The sequence below is a fragment of the Halomonas sediminis genome (assembly GCF_044871105.1).
GTDB lineage: Bacteria > Pseudomonadota > Gammaproteobacteria > Pseudomonadales > Halomonadaceae > Vreelandella > Vreelandella zhuhanensis.
In genome coordinates this window covers 2,710,979-2,728,681 of sequence record NZ_CP085246.1, presented here as the reverse complement: position 1 = coordinate 2,728,681, position 17,703 = coordinate 2,710,979, and the positions used below count along the sequence as shown (strand labels likewise).

The 17,703-nt window shown below is 58.3% G+C and carries 17 protein-coding genes; 11 read left to right on the top strand and 6 right to left on the bottom strand.

Going from position 1 to position 17,703, the window contains the following annotated elements; genetic code table 11:
- Positions 1–40 precede the first annotated feature (40 nt).
- A complete protein-coding gene (locus tag LG290_RS12905; RefSeq protein ID WP_499835153.1) occupies positions 41–1,048 on the top strand; it encodes a zinc-dependent alcohol dehydrogenase family protein in 1,008 nt (335 codons plus the stop codon).
- 30 nt (positions 1,049–1,078) lie between these two features.
- Here LG290_RS12905 and LG290_RS12900 read toward each other — a convergent pair whose 3' ends face one another.
- Entirely contained in the window at positions 1,079–1,345 is a 267-nt protein-coding gene (locus tag LG290_RS12900) for a hypothetical protein (RefSeq protein ID WP_160417711.1), read from the bottom strand.
- A gap of 143 nt (positions 1,346–1,488) precedes the next feature.
- Positions 1,489–2,220: a YebC/PmpR family DNA-binding transcriptional regulator gene (locus LG290_RS12895; RefSeq protein WP_160417712.1), complete on the bottom strand. Its 732-nt coding sequence runs from the start codon at positions 2,218–2,220 to the stop codon at positions 1,489–1,491.
- A 222-nt stretch (positions 2,221–2,442) separates the two neighbouring features.
- Between LG290_RS12895 and LG290_RS12890 the strand changes: the two genes are divergently transcribed.
- The gene (locus LG290_RS12890) at positions 2,443–3,060 is read left to right on the top strand and encodes a LysE family translocator (protein WP_160417713.1); all 618 of its coding nucleotides are present in this window, start codon (positions 2,443–2,445) and stop codon (positions 3,058–3,060) included.
- A gap of 111 nt (positions 3,061–3,171) precedes the next feature.
- Positions 3,172–3,657 (top strand): glutathione peroxidase, encoded by a 486-nt coding sequence (locus LG290_RS12885; protein WP_499835152.1) that lies wholly within the window; start codon positions 3,172–3,174, stop codon positions 3,655–3,657.
- A 25-nt stretch (positions 3,658–3,682) separates the two neighbouring features.
- Here LG290_RS12885 and LG290_RS12880 read toward each other — a convergent pair whose 3' ends face one another.
- Positions 3,683–4,072 carry a DUF7079 family protein gene (locus tag LG290_RS12880; RefSeq protein WP_499835151.1) on the bottom strand — a complete coding sequence of 130 codons (390 nt, stop codon included), beginning with the start codon at positions 4,070–4,072 and terminating at the stop codon, positions 3,683–3,685.
- Positions 4,073–4,221: 149 nt separating this feature from the next.
- Between LG290_RS12880 and fabV the strand changes: the two genes are divergently transcribed.
- The 7 genes from fabV to astB all read left to right on the top strand — a co-directional run bounded on the left by fabV (position 4,222) and on the right by astB (position 12,036).
- On the top strand, positions 4,222–5,418 hold the full coding sequence (gene fabV / locus LG290_RS12875) for an enoyl-ACP reductase FabV (protein WP_160417716.1): 1,197 nt from the start codon (positions 4,222–4,224) through the stop codon (positions 5,416–5,418).
- A 70-nt stretch (positions 5,419–5,488) separates the two neighbouring features.
- Positions 5,489–5,698, top strand: coding sequence for a hypothetical protein (locus LG290_RS12870; protein WP_499835150.1), 210 nt, complete (start codon positions 5,489–5,491; stop codon positions 5,696–5,698).
- Positions 5,699–5,878: 180 nt separating this feature from the next.
- Positions 5,879–7,093: an aspartate aminotransferase family protein gene (locus tag LG290_RS12865; RefSeq protein WP_499835149.1), complete on the top strand. Its 1,215-nt coding sequence runs from the start codon at positions 5,879–5,881 to the stop codon at positions 7,091–7,093.
- 4 nt (positions 7,094–7,097) lie between these two features.
- Positions 7,098–8,162 carry an arginine N-succinyltransferase gene (locus LG290_RS12860; RefSeq protein ID WP_499835148.1) on the top strand — a complete coding sequence of 355 codons (1,065 nt, stop codon included), beginning with the start codon at positions 7,098–7,100 and terminating at the stop codon, positions 8,160–8,162.
- Positions 8,162–9,193 carry an arginine N-succinyltransferase gene (gene astA, locus LG290_RS12855; RefSeq protein WP_499835147.1) on the top strand — a complete coding sequence of 344 codons (1,032 nt, stop codon included), beginning with the start codon at positions 8,162–8,164 and terminating at the stop codon, positions 9,191–9,193. The genes LG290_RS12860 and astA overlap by 1 nt, the downstream gene beginning before the upstream one ends.
- Before the next feature lie 9 nt (positions 9,194–9,202).
- Complete coding sequence (gene astD / locus LG290_RS12850; RefSeq protein ID WP_499835146.1) at positions 9,203–10,687, top strand: succinylglutamate-semialdehyde dehydrogenase; 1,485 nt, start codon at positions 9,203–9,205, stop codon at positions 10,685–10,687.
- Positions 10,688–10,692: 5 nt separating this feature from the next.
- On the top strand, positions 10,693–12,036 hold the full coding sequence (astB, locus tag LG290_RS12845) for an N-succinylarginine dihydrolase (RefSeq protein WP_499837104.1): 1,344 nt from the start codon (positions 10,693–10,695) through the stop codon (positions 12,034–12,036).
- Between the two features lie 93 nt (positions 12,037–12,129).
- Here the strand turns inward: astB and LG290_RS12840 are convergent, their stop codons facing one another.
- Complete coding sequence (locus tag LG290_RS12840) at positions 12,130–13,182, bottom strand: SPFH domain-containing protein (protein WP_499835145.1); 1,053 nt, start codon at positions 13,180–13,182, stop codon at positions 12,130–12,132.
- A gap of 2 nt (positions 13,183–13,184) precedes the next feature.
- Complete coding sequence (locus LG290_RS12835; RefSeq protein ID WP_499835144.1) at positions 13,185–13,643, bottom strand: NfeD family protein; 459 nt, start codon at positions 13,641–13,643, stop codon at positions 13,185–13,187.
- A gap of 163 nt (positions 13,644–13,806) precedes the next feature.
- Between LG290_RS12835 and LG290_RS12830 the strand changes: the two genes are divergently transcribed.
- Entirely contained in the window at positions 13,807–14,532 is a 726-nt protein-coding gene (locus LG290_RS12830) for a trimeric intracellular cation channel family protein (protein ID WP_499835143.1), read from the top strand.
- A 35-nt stretch (positions 14,533–14,567) separates the two neighbouring features.
- On the opposite strand, the gene LG290_RS12825 is transcribed toward LG290_RS12830, so the two are convergent.
- Positions 14,568–17,528 carry a translocation/assembly module TamB domain-containing protein gene (locus tag LG290_RS12825; RefSeq protein ID WP_499835142.1) on the bottom strand — a complete coding sequence of 987 codons (2,961 nt, stop codon included), beginning with the start codon at positions 17,526–17,528 and terminating at the stop codon, positions 14,568–14,570.
- Positions 17,529–17,703: the final 175 nt, after the last annotated feature.

Sequence of the window (17,703 nt, the reverse complement as noted above, 5' to 3'; positions counted from 1 at the left end):
TTTGCCAATGCATCAATCCGACATGCACAAGGAGCTTGCGATGAAAACGATAACCCTGAAACAACCCGGTGGGCTGGATAACCTTCAGCTTCAGGATGCCCCGGCGCCGGGCGAACCCGGTCCTGGCGAGGTACGTGTGCGTATTCACGCCAGTTCGCTCAACTTCCATGATTACGCGGTAGTGGCGGGGATGATCCCTACCGAGGAAGGCCGCATTCCCATGTCCGATGGTGCCGGTGTGGTGGAGGCCGTGGGCGAGGGCGTAGCGGAATTTGCGGTAGGCGATGCGGTGGTCTCGACCTTCTTCCCCCACTGGCTGGAAGGCCCCGCCCGGGTGGGCAACTTTGCCACCACGCCGGGTGACGGTGTAGACGGCTACGCGCGCGAGCAGGTGATTCATCCAGCCGAGTGGTTTACCCATCAGCCCAAGGGCTACAGCCATGCTGAATCCGCCACCCTGACCACCGCGGGCCTGACCGCCTGGCGGGCACTGGTAGTGGACGGCGGCTTGAAAGCGGGGGATAGCGTGCTGGTATTGGGCACCGGCGGCGTGTCGATATTCGCCCTGCAATTCGCCCGCATGATGGGGGCGCGGGTAATCGCCACTTCCTCGTCGGATGCCAAGATCGAGCGACTAAAGGAGCTGGGTGCCGAGCACACGCTTAACTATGAAAAAGAACCCCAGTGGGGCAAGAAGGTCAAGGAATTGACCGGTGGCCGCGGGGTGGACCATGTGGTTGAAGTCGGCGGCCCGGTCACCTTGCCGCAATCCATCGATGCAGTGCGTATTGGTGGACATATTGCCTTGATTGGCATTCTCACCGGGCGTGAGGGTGATATTCCCACCGCCAAGCTGATGGCCAAGCAGGCGCGCTTGCAGGGCTTGATTGTGGGCAGCCGGCGCAACCAGCAGGAAATGATTCGGGCAATTGACGCCACCGACATGCATCCGGTTATCGACCGGCGCTTCCCGTTGGAAGACATTGCGGATGCATTTCGCTATGAAGAAGCCGGGCGTCACTTCGGCAAGATCTGCCTGGAGTTTTGATCTCGCGCTATCTCTCGAATCGGGGGCGTGTCAGTCCTGGAGTCGGCTGTAAACCACGCCCTTGATTTCCACTTCGTAAATATCCTTGTAAGGCACGGTGATCCCCTCTACATCTCCGGGTTCGCCGTGGCTATGTTTCAGGTCGGTTTCCGGAATCACTTTCACTCCCACGAACCCCACATGCTGTATTCGGGCACTGAACCGGTTGCCGTCATGCTCCACCAGCACACGCTCTCCGGCGAAACATTTTTCCAGCTTGGCGTGAAGTTCTTTCTCGGTGACATGGACGATGCTCATGAGTTCCCTCCTGCATTGATCAGCGACGGTATGTTATTTATCGAGAAATCAGCGTGTTCTATAAATATAGGTCTATAAACACTGCGCATCGATGCAAGATATATACATTTGGTTACCCGTCCTATGTAAGCGTAGCGCAACGTTCAGTGGCTGTCGTCGGGGAGTTCTGCGCTGTGATAGACGTTCTGTACATCGTCGAGTTCGTTGAGCATGCCCAGCAATTTTTCAAAAACCGCGACATCATCGCCTTCCAGGGCAGTGGTGGTCTGGGGCAGGAACTGAATCTCGTCGACCTCGAAATCGATATCGCCGAAGGTTTCCAGCAGCGCCTGCTTGGCTTTGGCGTAGTCGGTATGCGGGGCGAAGACGGTGATACGCCCGTCTTCCTGTTCGATATCGGTGACGTCCACATCCGCTTCCATCAATGCTTCGAGCACGGCTTCTTCGTCACTTCCGGCAAACGAGAAGATGGCGCAGTGATCGAACATGTGGCTGACGGTACCGGGCGTGCCGATCTTGCTCTTGGTCTTGGTAAAGCAGCCGCGCACGTCACCGAAGGTACGGTTGGGGTTATCGGTCAGACACTCGACGATGACCATGGCATTGCCTGGCCCGAAACCTTCATACCGCGCCGGTGAGAAGTCTTCACCGCCGGCGCCGCTGGCCTTGTCCAGCGCTTTGTCGATCACGTGCGAAGGCACCTGGTCTTTCTTGGCGCGCTCGATCAGGCCACGCAGGGCCAGATTGCCATTGGGATCGCTGCCGCCGGCCTTGGCGGTAACGTAAATCTCACGGCCGTACTTGCTGTACACCTTGGTCTTGGCGTCGGCCGTCTTGGCCATGGATTCCTTGCGGTTCTGAAATGCCCTACCCATGTTGCTGTCCTGTGCTGGTCGTTGGCCGTGCCTGCCCCATGAGGGCTGCACGCTCGTCGAGAAAAAAGACAAATATTACCCAACACAATACCATGCTAACAGCGTTATTTACCTGTCTTGGCGTCCCTTGCCCGGCTTATCGCTTACACTAGGCAGCGTTTCTCGGCAACAATGGCCGGAGCGCCTATATCGCGTTTCAGGCGCATCAACAGGAGGACTTGAATGGCATTTTCACTGTGGCTGTCGTTAGTCGCGATCTGCATGATGGGGGCGATGTCGCCAGGGCCTAGCCTGGCGCTGGTGCTTCGCCATACGCTTGGCGGCGGCCGCGTGCCCGGTGTGGTGGCGGCGTTGTTTCATGCGCTGGGTGTCGGGTTTTACGCGCTACTCACCGTCTGGGGATTGGGCAAGTTGATCGTGCAATTTCCGCTATTATTTCAGTTGATTACCTGGGGTGGCGCAGCATATCTGGCATGGCTCGGAATCAAGGCGTTGCGCGCCGGAAAAGGCGGGGCGATGCATCCCGGTCAAGTCATCAGCACCAATGGCCAGGCGGCTCGGGAAGGCGTGCTGGTAGCGCTGGGTAATCCTAAACTGATTCTGTTTTTCGTCGCCCTGTTGAGTCAGTTCGTCACGCCGGACATGAGCATGACGGCCAAGGTAATTATCGTATCGACAGCCATGATCATCGACGGAGGCTGGTATGTGCTGGTGGCGGTGGCTCTGTCGCATTCGCGGGTGCTGCCCTGGCTGCAGCAACGGGCGCACTGGATCAACCGAATCACCGGCGTGCTATTGATCGCCCTGGCGCTACGGGTAATAGCCGGCCCCTTGGTTTAAGCGTTGCGCTGGCGCTTGGTCGGCACTCATGGCAAGGTTGATAATAGTAGATTGATATTGAAGTGAATAAAGAGCCACCTCGTTGTACCGCGGTCTGTAGTGGGAGTAACCATGGCGATTCATGATCACGTTTGCTACACCCACCAGGGAGAACCCTTCAATTTGCATGCCTTGCGCGGGCAGGTACTGCTGGTGGTCAATGTCGCCAGTAAATGCGGTTTCACTCCCCAGTTAAAAGAGCTCGAGCAGCTCTATCTGCGCTATCGCGATCACGGTTTTATCGTGCTGGGGTTTCCCTGCAACCAGTTCGGCCATCAGTCACCGGAAAGTGCGGAAGAGTTCTGTGCCTTTGGAGAAACAAAATACGGGGTGACCTTTCCGTTGATGGAAAAGGTCAAGGTCAATGGCCGGGAAACGCATCCGTTGTTTGCCGAGCTCAAGAACGCCGCCCCGGGCGTACTGGGTAGCAAGGCCATCAAATGGAATTTCACCAAATTCCTGGTGGCTCGCGATGGCCGGGTGATTGCGCGCTTCAGCCCTCGCGACCATGGCCTGCCCCTGCGTGAAGCCTTGGAAAAGGCCTTGGAAGAACATTGACGCTTGAAAATGCTTGACCCGGTTCTTAGCGTGGAAGCTCGCCGCGAGCCACCATCACTCGTCCCATCAACTCGTTCCAACGGTGACGTACCATCATGGTGGTCAATCCTGAAAACAGGGCCCAGCTCTTGCGCCGCCAACCGGTCAACTTGATGTTGTGAGTGACCAACTGTTGCATCAGCTTACGGTCATCGAATTTTCGCCATTCGCTGGCCACTGACATCTGATGACGCGACATGACAGGGGCCATTTCCAGGCGAAACATCCATTCAAGCTCTTGCAGCGTCATTTTGTGAGCCTCGATGACTGCTACCATATGGGCGTAACCGCGCTCACCGGGTTCCTTGTCCAGCCAAAGCGGTGCCAGCGCTAGCCATAGCTCACCGCGCTCATCTACCAGTTGCTGTGCGTTCATTGTCGCCTCTGTTGTTCACCGGACCTGGCTTTGGGAGCCAAGGCGCCATCGTGCCGCGAAAGTCGATTTGGCTCAAGGGCGGACACCACGGCCAAGGCTCGCTAGAATGGTGCCTATTCCACTGTCGACTTACTATTGAGAGGTTTTGCGTGATTATCAAACCCAAGGTTCGCGGTTTTATCTGTACCACCACCCACCCGGTGGGTTGTGAAAAGAACGTCCTGGAGCAGATCGAAGCGACGCGTTCGCGTGGTCTGGACAAAAGCGCTGGGCCCAAGAAAGTCCTGGTGATCGGCGCTTCCAGTGGCTACGGCCTGGCGGCGCGCATTACCGCGGCTTTCGGGTATGGTGCCGATACATTGGGCGTGTTTTTTGAAAAGCCGCCCAGCGAGAAAAAACCGGGTACCGCCGGTTGGTACAACAGTGCGGCTTTCGACAAGTTCGCCAAGGCCGAAGGGCTCTACAGCAAATCGATCAATGGCGATGCGTTCTCCCATGAGGCGCGCAACAAGGCCATCGAGATCATCAAGCAGGACATGGGTCAGATTGATCTGGTGGTGTATTCACTGGCTTCCCCGGTGCGCAAACTCCCGGACAGTGGCGAACTCAAGCGTTCGGCGCTCAAGCCTATCGGTGAGACCTACCGCGCCACAGCAATCGATACCAACAAAGACAGTATTATCGAAGCCGAAGTTGAACCCGCCACCCAGCAGGAAATCGAAGACACCAAAGCGGTGATGGGGGGTGAAGACTGGGAATTATGGATCGATGCCCTGGACAAGGCCGGCGTATTGGCGCCAGGCGCGCGCAGTGTGGCGTTCAGCTATATCGGTACCGAAATCACCTGGCCGATCTACTGGCATGGCGCTCTGGGCAAGGCCAAGGAAGACCTGGACCGCGCCGCCCATGAAATCGACCAGCGCTTGGCGAAAACCCAGGGTGGTGCCAATGTGGCGGTGCTCAAGTCGGTGGTGACCCAAGCTAGTGCCGCCATTCCGGTAATGCCACTGTATATCGCCATGGTCTACAAGGTGATGAAGGAAAAAGGCCTGCACGAAGGCACCATCGATCAGCTCAACCGCTTGTTCGCTGACTATTTGTACGACGGAGCGCCTGCGACCGATGAGAAAGGGCGTTTGCGCCTGGATGATTGGGAGCTGCGTGATGATGTCCAGCAGGCGTGCAAGGACCTGTGGCCGAAGGTTACCACGGACAACCTCTTCGAGATTACCGACTATGCTGGGTACAAGCATGAATTCTTGAAGCTGTTCGGATTCGAGCGCGACGATGTGGATTACGAAGCCGATGTAAACCCCATGGTGGAATTCGACGTGGAGAACCTGTAACACTGAACTTGGAACACTGTATTGTCTGAATGAATAGCCTTGGCTTGACCGAATGGCAAGGAGATGAAAAATGGACACCAGAGAAAGCAAGACGCGGGAAGAAGAAAAGCAGCACGTAATGAACGAACGTTATCCTCAGGATGACGAGGAGATAGAATCGCATCATCAACCGGAAGCCCGGGAATCGCCCAAGGGGATGCATAAGCTGATACCTATCGTCATCGTGGTTGTCGGGATTCTTTTGGTGGGTCTGTTGCTGTTTTCCGGGGTGACGGACTGACCGCGCTCTTCATAAAAAGTCACCAGTGAAATCTTAGCCATGAGGCAATGATTGCCGGGCCTTCGTGCCCGGCAATTGTGTTGTTATACCAACTGGGTAAGATGGATGTTCGTACGATCTTTGTTTTGCCATTCATTCTGTCTGTTTATCCCATTTTCTTATCCCAGCAGGGAGTCTCTCATGGACTACACCCCAAATCGTCACGATTTCGATCGTTACATGACCCCCAACTATGCCCCCCAGGAAGTGATTCCGGTGCGTGGCAAAGGCAGCCGCCTATGGGACCAGCAGGGGCGTGAGTACATCGATTTCGCCGGAGGTATCGCGGTGAATGCCCTGGGACACTGCCATCCGGTGCTGGTGGAAGCATTGAAGACCCAGGGTGAAACGCTTTGGCACCTGTCCAATGTGTTTACCAATGAGCCGGCACTCAAGCTGGCCAAGGCGCTGGTCGAGCGCACCTTCGCCGACAAGGTGTTCTTGTGTTCTTCGGGTGGCGAGGCCAATGAAGCCGCCTTGAAGCTGGCTCGCCGTTGGGCGGTGGAGCACCACGGCGAGCACAAGGACAAGATCATCTCGTTTCGCCAGTCCTTCCATGGGCGTACCTTCTTCACCGTGAGCGTGGGCGGCCAACCGAAGTATTCGCAAGGTTTCGGACCGATACCCGGCGCCATTCTGCATGCGGATTACAATGACCTGGAAAGCGTGATGCAGCTGGTCGGTGATGATACCTGTGCCATCATGGTCGAACCGATGCAGGGTGAAGGGGGTATCCTTCCGGCCACGCCTGAATTTCTTAAAGGGTTGCGCCAGCTGTGCGACGACCACAATGCGCTGTTGATCTTCGATGAAGTCCAGACCGGGGTGGGTAGAAGCGGAGAGCTTTACGCCTACAAGAACTACGGCGTAACGCCGGACATTCTGACCACTGCCAAATCCCTCGGGGGCGGCTTTCCCGTGGCGGCCATGTTGACCACCGACAGGATCGCGCCATCGCTTGCCATCGGCACTCATGGCTCGACATACGGTGGCAATGCCTTGGCCTCTGCAGTGGCGCTGGCGGCCATTGAGTTCATCGATACGCCGCAAGTGCTGGAAGGCGTCAAGAAGCGTCATGCGCTGTTTCGTGGGCACCTTGAAACCATCAATGCCAAGCATGGGGTCTTCAAGGAAATTCGTGGGATGGGCTTGCTGATGGGTGCCCAGATGGCCACCGAATACGAAGGCAGGGCCAAGGACATTCTGGCGTTGGCGATTGAAGAGGGCTTGATGGCGTTGATTGCCGGACCCAACGTCTTGCGACTGGCGCCATCACTGGTGATTCCAGAGGAAGATATTGCCGAAGGCATGGCACGTCTGGAGCGAGCCATCGAGAAACTCGTGGTCAAGGCATAAGCGCATGCTGTTGATACGTCCCGTCAAAACCGAGGATCTGCCAGCCCTTGAGCGCCTGGCGGCTCGCGCCATACCGCCCTTGACCAACCTTCCGGCCCATCGTGAGCGGCTGGTGGAGCGTATTGCACGCTCGCAAGAGGCGTTCAGCCGCGATATCGACGCCCCCGGCGATGAACAATATACCTTCGTGCTGGAAGACGTTAAGAGGGGTGAAGTACTGGGAACGGCGAGCATTCGTGCCCATGCCGGGGCGCAGGATGCCTATTACACCTACCGCCGGGAAACCCTTATTCACGCCTCCCAGCAGCTCAATGTGCGCCGTGAGGTCGAAACCTTGGCGCTTTCCCATGAAGTGTCCGAGGCCAGCCTGCTATGTGCGTTCACCCTGGATGCGCGCTACAAGGGCACGCCCGCGGAAAGCCTGCTGCGTCGGGCACGGCTGATGTTCATCGCCCAGTACCCGGAGCGCTTTTCAACCACCCTGGCGGTGGCGTTTCCGGGTTACCTGGACGAGAAAGGCGAATCGCCGTTCTGGGCCAGCGTCGGGCAGCATTTTTTCGCCTGTGGTTATGAAGCGATCAACCATATTGCCGGGGTGCACTCGAAAAGCTTTATCGCCGAAGTGATGCCGCAGTTCCCGCTTTATCTGCCGCTGCTCACCGATGAGGCGCGGGCCGTGATTGGTCATGAGCATCCAGCACATGAAACGGCGCTTCGGGAAATGCTGGCGGAAGGCTTCAATCTTTCACGTCATGTAGATATTTTCGATGCCGGGCCGTTGGTCGAGGCCCAGCGCGAACGCCTGGAAACTTGCCGAAGAGCTGCCTGGCATCCGGTGCGGTTGCGTCCGGCATCGACTTTGCCCAAGGCCGAACCGGTGATGATCGCCAACCAGAAACGTGAAGATTTTCGCTGCATCATGGCAAGCTATGCCCTGTCGCTGACCGGCCAGTTGATGCTTACCACGAAACATGCCGAAAGGCTTGGCGTGGAAGAGGGCCGTGCTGTGCTGGCGGCGCCCTTGGCGCTGCCATCGGCGCCGAATGTGCTCGATGAAGGAGAGATGTGATGCGCATTCGACCCATCGCACGTGATGATCTGGATGGTTTGCAGGTACTCGCACGCCAGACCGGTGTCGGCTTTACCTCGTTACCCGATAACCGTGAATTTCTTGCCGGCAAGATCGAAGCAGCCGCCTGTGCCTTCGAAGAACGGGTGCCGGTGGATGATCGGCTGTATTTTTTCGTGCTCGAAGACGAAAGCAACGGTGAGTTGGCCGGCTGTTGCGCCATCGAAGGGCAAGTGGGAAAGGGCGTGCCGTTCTACAATTACCGCCTGGGAAAACTGGCTCACTCCTCGGTACAGCTGGAGTTGCATCGCACGTTCGAGACGCTATTTCTGAGCTCCGACCACACCGGTGATGCCGAGGTCTGTTCGCTGTTTCTGCGCCCGGAATATCGCGGTCGGGAACTTCGCCATCTGCGCAACGGCGCGCTGTTGTCCAAGGCTCGCTGGTTGTTCATCGCCCAGTTCCGTGACCGATTCCCGGAAAAGGTGCTGGCTGAAATGCGCGGGGTATTCGACGAGGACAATAAAAGCCCGTTCTGGGAAAGTCTGGGCAAGCATTTTTTCCCCATGGACTTCAGCGAAGCCGACCGGCTGACCGGTTTGGGCCGCAAAAGCTTCATCGGCGAGTTGATGCCCAAGTTTCCCCTCTACACTACCTTTATGAGCGCCGATGCCCGTGCCTGTATCGGGCAGGTTCATCGCGATACGCGTCCGGCACTGGAAATGCTCAAGAAAGAGGGGCTGCGTTGGGAAGGCTATATCGATATTTTCGATGGTGGGCCCACCGTGGAAGCCTATATCGATGAAGTGCAGGCGGTGCGCCAATCGCGCCTGTGTCAGGTAGAAGTAAGCAAACAGCTGATGGCAAGCGAGGAACGCCGCTGGCTGGCGGCGACCACGGACATAAAGGATTTTTACGCCGCTTGGGTAGGGCGTGGGCCTTCGGATGACCAGATTATTATGGTGAGCGAGGCAGAAGCGCGGCAATTGCAGGTCAGCACGGGCGATACCCTTCGCTTACTCGAGACATAGGAGACGGTTATGCACGCCAAACAACAACTATTCATCAATGGCGACTGGGTCGATGGCAGAGCGGACGCTTTCACCAAGATCGACCCTGTAGCCAGGCACGCTCTTTGGGAGGCGAAGGCGGCGAGTCCGGCACAGGTCGATCAAGCAATTGACAGTGCCCGAGAGGCATTTTCGAGCTGGGCGCGTGTTTCTTTCAATGAGCGCCAGGCGTTGGTCCAGCGTTTTGCCGAGGTGCTCAAGAGCCACCGGGAAGCCTTGGCCGTCGCGATTGCCGGTGAAACCGGAAAACCTCTCTGGGAGGCGCGTACGGAAGTCGGTGCCATGGTCGGCAAGGTGACGTTTTCGCTGGAGGCTTACCACGAACGCACCGGAACACGCGAAAAGCCTGTGGGCGGTGCCGGCAATGGTGCGAAAGCGGTGCTGCGCCACCGCCCGCACGGCGTGATGGCGGTGTTCGGCCCTTACAACTTCCCTGGTCACTTGCCTAACGGCCATATAGTGCCGGCACTGCTGGCGGGCAATACCGTGGTCTTCAAACCCAGTGAGCAGACACCACTGACGGCCGATCTTACGCTGCAATGCTGGGAGGAAGCCGGACTGCCGAAAGGGGTGCTCAACCTGGTACAGGGTGGCGTGGAAGTCGGTCAGGCCCTGGCGGGTAATCCGGCTATCGATGGTCTGCTGTTCACCGGTAGCGCCAAGGTGGGGGGCCTCTTGCATCGACAATTTACCGGCCAGGTGGAAAAGATTCTGGCTCTGGAGCTAGGCGGCAATAATCCTTTGGTCATCAAGGATGTGCCGGACCAGCGCGCTGCCGTGCTGACTATCCTGCAGTCGGCCTTTCTTTCCGGCGGGCAGCGTTGCACCTGTGCGCGACGCTTGATCGTACCGGAGGGTGAGGTTGGCGACCGTTTGCTCGATGCGCTGGCCGAGGCCATCGCCAAGCTGCATGTCGCCGCTCAATTCGAGGAAACACCGCAGCCTTTCTACAGTGGCCTGGTGAGCGTGGCGGCAGCCGATGGTCTGCTCAAGGCTCAGGATGACCTGGAAGCCATGGGCGGTATCGTCATGGCGCGCATGCAGCGGCTCGAAGCCGACACCAGTCTGCTGAGCCCGGCGTTGATCGATGTCACCGGTCTGGATGTGCCTGACGAGGAGCATTTCGGGCCCTTGCTCAAGGTGCACCGTTATCGCGACTGGGATGATGCCATCGCGCTTGCCAACGATACCCGTTACGGGCTTTCCGCCGGGTTGATCGGCGGCGAACCCAGCGATTGGGATGATTTTCTGCTGCGGATTCGTGCGGGTATCGTCAACTGGAACCGCCAGACCACCGGGGCTGCTGGTGATGCGCCCTTCGGCGGGGTGGGTGAAAGCGGCAACCACCGGCCCAGTGCTTATTATGCTGCCGATTACTGTGCTTATCCGGTGGCTTCCATGGAGTCCGATTCGCTGGAAATGCCCGATACCCTGCCGCCGGGGGTCAACCTGTGAGCGCGATGGATTATCGGGAAGTCAACTTCGATGGCCTGGTCGGCCCCACGCACAACTACGCCGGACTGGCGGTGGGTAACCTGGCCTCGATGAGTCATGAAGGTCGAGTGGCCAACCCCAGAGAAGGCGCCTTGCAGGGCTTGGCCAAGATGAAGTCGCTACTGGATGCCGGCTACGCTCAGGGCGTGCTGCCGCCCCAACAGCGCCCCGATATCGGTGCCTTGCGTGCTCTTGGCTTCAGCGGCTCGACCATGGAGGTATTGTCGCGGGCGGCAAAAGAAGCGCCTCAATTGCTACGCGCGGTGTGCTCGGCATCGAGCATGTGGACGGCCAATGCTGCCACCGTGACCCCAAGTGTGGATGCGCCGAACGGCCGAATGCACATGACCCCGGCCAACTTGCAGTCAAGCTTTCACCGCTTTCTCGAGCCCGAAACCACCGGGCGTGTGCTGGCAGCGATCTTTCGCAACGAAGAGCATTTCGCGCATCACCCCGTGCTTCCGGCGACGCCTGCATTTTCCGACGAGGGGGCAGCCAACCATACCCGGCTATGTGGCGATTACGCTGAACCGGCGGTGCATCTCTTCGTCTATGGGCGCCAGGCATTCGGCGGCAACCCCGAGCGAGAGCCGAGACATTATCCAGCCCGCCAGACGCTCGAAGCCAGCCAGGCAGTGGCGCGCCAGCATGGGCTTTCAACGGCCCAGACGGTTTTCGCCCAGCAGCATCCGGACGCCATCGATGCCGGTGTGTTTCACAACGATGTGATTGCGGTGGGCAACGGACCGGTATTGCTTTACCACGAAATGGCGTTTCTCGATGAGCAAAAAACGCTGGACGAACTGCGCGCCAAACTGGCCACGCCATTGATACCGGTACGGGTTCCGTTGGAAGCCGTCAGTCTGGAAGATGCCGTGGCTTCCTATCTGTTCAACTCCCAGCTGCTCTCGAATCCTGATGGCGGCATGACCTTGGTCGTGCCCGGTGAATGTCAGGAGCACGAAAGCGTCTGGCGCACGATCCAGAATTACCTGCTCGCGGGCAATAATCCGATCGCTGAGGTAATCGTCAAGGATGTGAAGCAGAGCATGCGCAATGGCGGTGGTCCTGCCTGCCTGCGTTTGCGTGTGGTCCTCAATCAGGCAGAACGCGCAGCGCTTTCGGGTCGTGTGCTGTTGAATGAAGCCCTATACGGCGACTTGATCGCCTGGGTGAACCGCCACTACCGCGACCGCCTCACGCCGGATGACCTCGCGGATCCACAGCTTGCCGAAGAAACCCTGACCGCCTTGGATGAGCTGACTCAAATGCTCAAGATCGGCTCGGTCTATCCCTTCCAGCGGGGATAGTGTAAACGCCTTTAATCCAAAGATAAGCCTGGGCCACTTATTTACGGAGCCAGTTTTTCGGGGACCAGGTCCCTGAATAGTAAAAAATGAAGTTTAATCAGCACTGCTGCCGGCGCCACCTACCATGCCGCTACGCAGATCGCTCGCGCTACCGTTCGTTCCAAGGTGCTTGCCCACCGCATTTTCCGGTGAGCCCGCCATTTCACGAAACATTCCCATGGAACCGAGCAGGGCGGAGGACTCGTAAGGGATGAAGACCCGCTCGCCATCCTTGGCCATGTTGGGCAAGGATTTGATATAGCTCTGGCCGAGCAGGTAGCCCACGACGGTACGCTTGTTTTCTTCGCTGTCGCCGATGGCATTGAGTACCAGTTTGATCGACTCCTGCTCACCTTGGGCGCGTAGAATGGCCGATTCCTTGTCGCCCTGAGCATTAAGGATCGACGATTCGCGCTGGCCTTGGGCCTTGGCGATGGCAGCGGATTTCTCGCCTTCGGCTTCGGTCACCGTGGCGCGACGTTTACGCTCAGCAGCCATCTGTAAACGCATGGCGGTTTCCACTTCTTCCGGCATGGCGATGTCTTGCACCTCGACCCGAGAAAGCTTTACTCCCCATTTGGAGGCGGGTTCTTCCATGGCGGCCTGAATTTCGTTGTTGACCTCCGCACGCGACTCGAACAGCTTGTCGAGCTCCATTTTACCCACCACCGAGCGCAGCGTCGTCTTGGCCAGCACCTCCACCGCCTGGCTCATGTTCTCCACTTCATAGACGGCGCGTCTAGGGTCGATTATCTGGTAGTAAAGGGCGCCATTGATACGTACCGTGACATTGTCCGTGGTTACCACCGGCTGGCCGGGGAAATCCATGACTGTTTCCCGGCGGTCGATTCGGATCTCGTCGCTGGTGATCGCTTGATATTCGTCACCCATCTTGCGGTAGCGAAGCATTTTGATGGCCCGCGGCTGGTCGATGAACGGAACGATGATATTGATGCCGCTTTCGAGCACGCGGCTGAACGAGCCGAGCCGTTCGATGACCATGACTTCCGACTGGCGAACGATTACCAGCCCTTTGACCACGATCAAGATGCCGAGCAGTACGATGATCAGGCTGATGATCAACCCCGGGTTAACAGGTAAATCCATGTTCAATGTTCCTTGGGTGAGTCGAGGGTGACGATGGCGGTGGTGCCATCGAATGACTTGAAAGTGACGACCGTGCCTTCCGGAAGTTCGGTGGCGCCGTTTTCACTTATTCGGATGCGGTAAAAATCGCCATTGACCTTGATGCCGGTCGCGCCATCGAAATCGCGTTTGAGGGTGCGGTAGTTACGTCCCTTTTCGACACCGGTGCCGGTAGTGCCGTAGGCCACGCCGCGTGGCGAGAACCAGGGGCGGATGAACTTGATGGCGATTGGCACCAGAACGCCGGCGAGGATGCCCAGGCCGACCAATTGCCAGGCAAGCGAAAGGCCCAGCCAGGCAAGCAGGCCGGTGAGGGCGGCAGCCATGCCCAGCGCGAGAAGTACCATGCCACCGGAAGAAAGCTCCGCCAGACTAAGCAGTAAGGCGATGATCAGCCAGGCATAAGCGGGATTCCACTCCATCGAAGCTCCTGTAATGGCAACCTTTAATCAGGCTAGCGTACAGGATAACGGTAGCGGAAGGTGGCTGGCTGCATAAGGTTCGTGCAGAGCATTAAAAATGCCCGGATACTTGTCCGGGCGTTGGAGATAAGTTGTTAAAGCTACAGCTATTAGGAGATAAGCGGTGACGGAGTGGGTCTATTGGCTGGATTTGGCCGGCGTGGTGGTGTTTGCACTTTCCGGGGTGATTCTGGCGTGTCGCACACGTATGGACCCATTTGGCATGTTGGTTCTAGCGGCGGTGACGGGAATCGGCGGCGGCACTCTGCGCGATCTGGTGCTGGGCGTGAGGCCGGTATTCTGGGTGAGCGACCCCACCTATCTGTGGGTGATTCTGGCAACCGTCGGGCTGGCGCTGGTGGGGTTTCATTATATTCATCGACTTTCGCGAGGCTTCTTGCCGGTGGCGGATGCTTTCGGCCTGGCGCTGTTCACGGTTATCGGCACCCACAAGGCGCTGCTGCTGGGAAGCCCCGCTATGGTAGCGGTGTTGATGGGTCTATTGACCGGGGTGGCGGGCGGTATGGTGCGTGATGTTCTTGCTCGACGCATTCCCATGGTGTTGCGCGAGGAGGTTTACGCCACGGCTTCCATCGCCGGAGGCATCACTTACGTGACGCTTGACGGTCTGGGTGCACCGTTCATGGCCATCATTGGCGGTTCGCTGGCGGTGACGCTGGGCTTGCGTCTGGCGGCTATTCACTGGGGGCTTGCGTTGCCGGTATTTGCCTGGGTGACGCTGCCTCCCAAGGAGCCGCCACCCGACGAGCCAGGTAAGTCGGCGCGAATCGCCAAGGAGCGTGTCCGCATGATTCGCCGAGAACATGATAGCGGCCGTGACCATGACTGAGACTGTGATCGAGAACACCGCTGGCAGTTCGGGGCTCATGGCTGGCGTTCGCGCCAGTCATTGAACCAGCGCCTGGGGCTGATTAGATGCAGTTCCGGTGAGTTTTCTTTTAGCCCGACCCCTAGGGCCAGAACGCCCTGTCGAGCATAAAGGGCGCCACTAGCCGTGCTGTCCCTTAGCATCAGGTCGGCGAGTAACGACAGGTTTTCCCCGCCGTGCAGCTGGATATCGCGCAGTTCCACCTGGTTTTCATCCAGGTCGAGTTGAGCCGTCCCTTCGATATTGCGTACGTTGAGCAGTCTCCCCAGCCATGGGTTGTCGCGGGCGCGTTGCAGAAACAGACGCGCCAGCAGGCCGCTATCGCGCATGCTCAGCTGCAACTGGCTTTCCAGCGTCAGCGGTTGCGCCCAATGCAGTCGCGCCTGTTGTAAATCGAGCTGTACCCACCAACCGGCGTCGCCTTGCAGGTCACCGGCGCCTTGTCGTTCAGTGGAAAGCCGCTGGACGTTATCCAGGCGCAGGCGCGAGCCATCGGCCTGAAAGCGACGTGCTTTCAAATCACCTTCGGAAAGGATAATCGCAAGTGTCAAATCCCCGCGCAAGTGTTGGTCGAGCAGCGACAGCTCGGCGCCGAACGCTTGCAGCTCCAGGTTTCCTTCGGCTTTTAGCCCCTTGAGCGTCATCTCGCTGCTCAGGCTGGCCTGGCCACCGAGAAAGGTAATCCCCGCTTCTTTCGGCAAGTAGGCGTTGTAGCGCCTCAGGTCAGGCACCTGGGTAATCGGTAGGGAAATTTGCGTAACGAAATGGCGCGGGTCTGGCGCGTTCAACAGCTGAGAAAACTGCCTGGTTTGGGTGGCCAGGGCGAAATGTCGCCCTTCCAGATGGGGACGCGGGTCATCTGTGCGGCGTAGCTCGAAACGGGGCAGGGCTAGCGATAGTTGGGCGTGATCGTCCGGGTCGAGCTGTGCGGTCAATTCGCCACGCCCGCGTGCCTGGTGGTCGAGGAAACTGACGTAAAGGTCGTCGGCATTGATACGCAACCGGCTGCCGGGCAAAGGACGGTTGCCTTCGAAATCAAGTTGTAGGCGCAGCTGGCCGTTGCCATCCACCGCCAAGCCATGGGCGTCGGGCAAAAAAGTATTGAGAAACCCTAGATGCTGCACCATGCCTTCGGCCACGACTTGGCCGCTGGGACTGTCTCCATTACGCTGAAAGTGGCCTTTTCGCAGCACCGCCAAGCTTTCCAGGCGCTCGGTGTTGGCCTCGCTATCGGCTTGCCAGCTCAGGCGACTGCCGCTGATGTCCAGCTGCGTGGCGTCCAATGCCGCCTGGTTCAGTGCCAGGTCAAGCCGCATCTCGCTGGTCAGGCTGTGGTCGCGAAAGCGGGTACGCAGCTCCCGGCCGGTCAGGGTGGCTTTCCCCTGGATTCCTGCATGGGTGATGCTCAAGCGTCCGTCACTTTGCGCACTGCCTTCCGCCAGGACCAGCGGCGAGGGGGAAGGGAGATAGGGCGCCAGATAATACTGCAAGACGGCAATGTCGGGCAGCAGCGCCGCCTTCCATTTCACGGAACCTTCGGCCTGGGCCAAGGCAGTGTCAGCGTCCAGCGGGCTTTCGAGGTGGAGGTCGAGATCGGCATCTTTTAACAGGCGACGCCCATGATGATTAAGCTCAGCCTCATTCAGGGTGATATTAGCGCTCAATTGCCGACTTTCTTGCAAGTCAGCATTCAGCAAGCCGCGGCCTCTGGCAGTGAACCCCAATGCACGCGCCTCCAGGCGCGGGGATTCCACTCTGAGCTCAGCCTGGCCTGGGCGTGCCTCAACAATGGAGATGCTGGCGTCAAGCGAGCCGTGGCCACGCAGTTCGATTCCCTGGCCATCAAGGGTAGGGGCCAAGTAACGGTCGAGCATATCCAAGCGCGTGATATTTCCTTTGAGCGTGGCTTGGGCATGAGTGGGGGCTTCGAGTTGATTGAGAGGCTGGTTGGGCAGCTGGGTGAGTAGCGTCAGATGGGTGTGCTCGGCGTAAGGCTCGCCATCCGACAGCATGACGTCGTTCCAGCGGGCGGCAAAACTCAGACTATCGGGAGTCTCGTGGGGTACCTCCAAGGTGACGTTGCCTTGGCCCTGGGCGTAGTGGGTGAGCGACATTTGCCGGGAGATTAACCATCGCCGGGCGCTGTCGGCGGTATCGTCGACTTCATTCAAGCGCGACTCATCGACCTCGACGCGCAACCGTGGCGAGTCAAGTCGCAGGCGGCTACCCGCTTGCAACACGCCTTGGGACAGCGAAAGCTCGCCCTGCAGTCTGCCGTGACCGGAAAGACTCAGCCAGGGCAACGCTTGCAAGTAGGGGTTAAACACATCCCAGGCATCCGCATAGGCTTGAATATCAAGCTTGCCGGAAAGCGCGCTGAGGATTTCCGGGCCGGCTTGGGAAGGGGTGACCCGTTCAAGGGAAAGGTCGGCGTTCAAGGCGATATCCCGGCTCAGGTTGCTGGAGCCACGATCGATACGTGCCTCTTGCAGCGAGAGAGCAAGCACCGGGATTTCCAGGTAATCCGGCGTTAGTCGGCTATCTTCGAGTTGAAGGTTGCCATCGCCTTCCAGACGGTACTCATTCAGGGTGAGGCGGCGAATCCCCTGGGCATTCAGGGAGGTGATATGCAGCTCGCCACGCAGCAGTGCCAGCAATGAAAGCTCGAGTGTTGCCTGCTCGGCGGCTAGCGAAAGGGCGAGTCGGCTATCGTCGCGAGCCAGGTAGAGACCGGTGAGCTCCCAGCGGCCGGGATGACGGCTAGTGCCGCTTTCCCAACTGATCTCGACACCTTCCGCCTGGGAAAGCCGCTGAGCCAGCCATTGGCTATTGAGCAACCAGTGGCTGGCCGCTAGCCAAGCCACACCGAGGGCGATGAGTATCAGCCCTATGCCACCTGCCCAAAGGGCGATACGCCTGAACAGGCGATGGCGCACTAGCGTTGAAAGCTCCGGCATGGCGTCTTCCTTTTGGTTATAAAAACGTTCCGGGAAACGTCTGACATCTGAAACATCTGTGGATATACGCTGGCACAAGTAAATTGAATATCCTTGACCTCCGGCTCCTGTAAGCCTCGGTTTTATGGCATTATGCGCGGGATTGGGTCGTTTTGGATCTCGTTTTCAACGCAAG

Coding starts and splice junctions, on each gene's coding strand:
- astD (WP_499835146.1), top strand. CDS start 9,203: ATGCACGCCAAACAACAACTATTCATCAATGGCGACTGGGTCGATGGC.
- LG290_RS12835 (WP_499835144.1), bottom strand. CDS start 13,643: ATGGAGTGGAATCCCGCTTATGCCTGGCTGATCATCGCCTTACTGCTT.
- LG290_RS12865 (WP_499835149.1), top strand. CDS start 5,879: ATGGACTACACCCCAAATCGTCACGATTTCGATCGTTACATGACCCCC.
- LG290_RS12860 (WP_499835148.1), top strand. CDS start 7,098: ATGCTGTTGATACGTCCCGTCAAAACCGAGGATCTGCCAGCCCTTGAG.
- LG290_RS12895 (WP_160417712.1), bottom strand. CDS start 2,220: ATGGGTAGGGCATTTCAGAACCGCAAGGAATCCATGGCCAAGACGGCC.
- LG290_RS12890 (WP_160417713.1), top strand. CDS start 2,443: ATGGCATTTTCACTGTGGCTGTCGTTAGTCGCGATCTGCATGATGGGG.
- astB (WP_499837104.1), top strand. CDS start 10,693: ATGGATTATCGGGAAGTCAACTTCGATGGCCTGGTCGGCCCCACGCAC.
- LG290_RS12825 (WP_499835142.1), bottom strand. CDS start 17,528: ATGCCGGAGCTTTCAACGCTAGTGCGCCATCGCCTGTTCAGGCGTATC.
- astA (WP_499835147.1), top strand. CDS start 8,162: ATGCGCATTCGACCCATCGCACGTGATGATCTGGATGGTTTGCAGGTA.
- LG290_RS12900 (WP_160417711.1), bottom strand. CDS start 1,345: ATGAGCATCGTCCATGTCACCGAGAAAGAACTTCACGCCAAGCTGGAA.
- LG290_RS12880 (WP_499835151.1), bottom strand. CDS start 4,072: ATGAACGCACAGCAACTGGTAGATGAGCGCGGTGAGCTATGGCTAGCG.
- LG290_RS12870 (WP_499835150.1), top strand. CDS start 5,489: ATGGACACCAGAGAAAGCAAGACGCGGGAAGAAGAAAAGCAGCACGTA.
- LG290_RS12885 (WP_499835152.1), top strand. CDS start 3,172: ATGGCGATTCATGATCACGTTTGCTACACCCACCAGGGAGAACCCTTC.
- LG290_RS12905 (WP_499835153.1), top strand. CDS start 41: ATGAAAACGATAACCCTGAAACAACCCGGTGGGCTGGATAACCTTCAG.
- LG290_RS12840 (WP_499835145.1), bottom strand. CDS start 13,182: ATGGATTTACCTGTTAACCCGGGGTTGATCATCAGCCTGATCATCGTA.